Below are 1,951 nucleotides of genomic sequence, written 5' to 3' on the forward strand. Positions count from 1 at the left end.
GGCACCCGCTGCTGGGCGCCCGGGTGCCGCTGGCCGGGACCGACGGCATGGTGCTGACCGGGCGGCTGGGGCTGGACACCCATCCCTGGCTGGCGGATCACGCCGCGCTGGGCACGGTGCTGTTCCCCGGGACCGGGTGGGTCGAGCTGGCCCTGCACGCGGCGCACGAGGCCGGCTGCGACACGCTGGAGGAACTGGCCCTGGAGGCACCGCTGGTGCTGCCGGAGCGCGGCGGCGTCCAGGTGCAGGTCACGGTGGGCGAGCCGGACGCGGACGGCAGGCGGCCGATCGGCATGCACAGCCGTGCGTCCGACGCCGCGCCGGACGCGCCCTGGACCCGGCACGCCGGCGGCACCGTCCTGGCCGCCGGGCCGGGCCGGTCCGAGACCTCCGAGAGCTCCGAGACCGGGACCGAGTGGCCGCCGCGCGACGCCGAGCCCGTACCGCTCGACGACTGGTACGAGGCGCTGGCCCGCAGCGGATACGACTACGGGCCCTCGTTCCAGGGCCTGCGGGCGGCCTGGCGGCGCGGTGCCGAGGTGTTCGCCGAACTCGCCCTGCCGGAGCGGGAGGCCGGGGACGCGACACGCTACGGGCTGCACCCGGCGCTGCTGGACTCCGCGCTGCACGCGATCGAACTCGGGGTGCTCCCGGCGACGGGTGAGACCCAACTGCCGTTCGTCTTCGCCGATGTACGGCTGCACGCCACCGGCGCCGCCGCCGTCCGGGTGCGGCTGTCCCCCACCGGGGCGAACGCGGTGGCCCTGCGTCTGGCCGACGCCGAGGGCCGTGCGGTGGCCACCGTCGGCTCGCTGTCGCGCCGCCCGGTGACCGCCGAGCGGCTCGCCGCGGGGCGCGGCGACGGTCAGGAGGCGCTGTTCCGGCCGGAGTGGGTGCCGGTGGCGGCGCCCGAGACGGTCTCCGCGCAGCGCTGGGCCGTGGTGGGCCCGGATGCCGCCGGACTGGCGGCGGGGCCGGGGCAGAGCACCGCGGACTACCCGGACCTGGACGCGCTGGGCGCGCTGGCCGGCGGCCGGCCGCCGGAGCTGGTCTTCTTCCCGGTCTTCGACGACCGGGGCGCGGACACCGACGCCGCGGCCGTGCACGAGGCGGCCCGCGCCGGTCTCGGCCTGCTGCGGTCCTGGCTGGCCGACGAGCGGTTCGCCGGCTCCACGCTGGTGCTGGTCACCCGGGGCGCGGTGGCCGCCGGCGGGGACCGTGAGGCCGCCGACCTGACGCACGCGGCGCTGTGGGGGCTGTTCCGGTCGGCCCGGTCCGAGCACCCGCAGCGGCTGGCGCTGCTGGACCTCGACGGGAACCGGAGGCTGCCGGCCGGGCTGAGCCCGGAACTTCTGGCGGCCGAGCCGCAACTCGCGGTCCGCTCCGGCAGGTTGCTGGCGCCGCGGCTGACCCGCGTCACCCAGGAGCCGACCCGGCCCGCGCCCTGGAGCGCCGACGGCACGGTGCTGATCACGGGCGGCACCGGAGCACTGGGTGTGCTGACGGCCCGTCACCTCGTGACGCGGCACGCGGTACGGCACCTGCTGCTGACGAGCCGGCGCGGCGCGGACGCCCCCGGCGCGGCGGAGATCAGCGCCGAACTGACCTCGCTGGGCGCGCGGGTGACCATCGCGGCGTGCGACGCGGCCGACGCCGGGGCGCTGGAAGCGGTACTGGCCGCGATACCCGACGCGCATCCGCTGACCGGCGTCGTGCACACCGCCGGTGTGCTCGACGACGGACTGGTGGAGGCGCTGACCGGTCCGCGCCTGGACGCGGTGCTGCGGCCCAAGGTGGACGCGGCGTGGAACCTGCACCGGCTCACGCGGGACCGGCAGCTGACCGCCTTCGTGCTGTTCTCCTCGGTGCAGGGCCTGGTCGGCGGGCCCGGTCAGGCCAATTACGCGGCCGCCAACGTGTTCCTGGACGCGCTGGCCGGGCACCGGCACGC

1 protein-coding gene is annotated in these 1,951 nt (G+C 77.4%); it reads left to right on the forward strand.

Going from position 1 to position 1,951, the window contains the following annotated elements; translation table 11 throughout:
* A partial coding sequence (locus tag GA0115240_RS08015) for an SDR family NAD(P)-dependent oxidoreductase (RefSeq protein ID WP_141708761.1) occupies positions 1-1,951 on the forward strand: 1,951 nt, incomplete at both ends.

This window comes from Streptomyces sp. DvalAA-14, assembly GCF_900091855.1.
Taxonomy (GTDB): domain Bacteria; phylum Actinomycetota; class Actinomycetes; order Streptomycetales; family Streptomycetaceae; genus Actinacidiphila.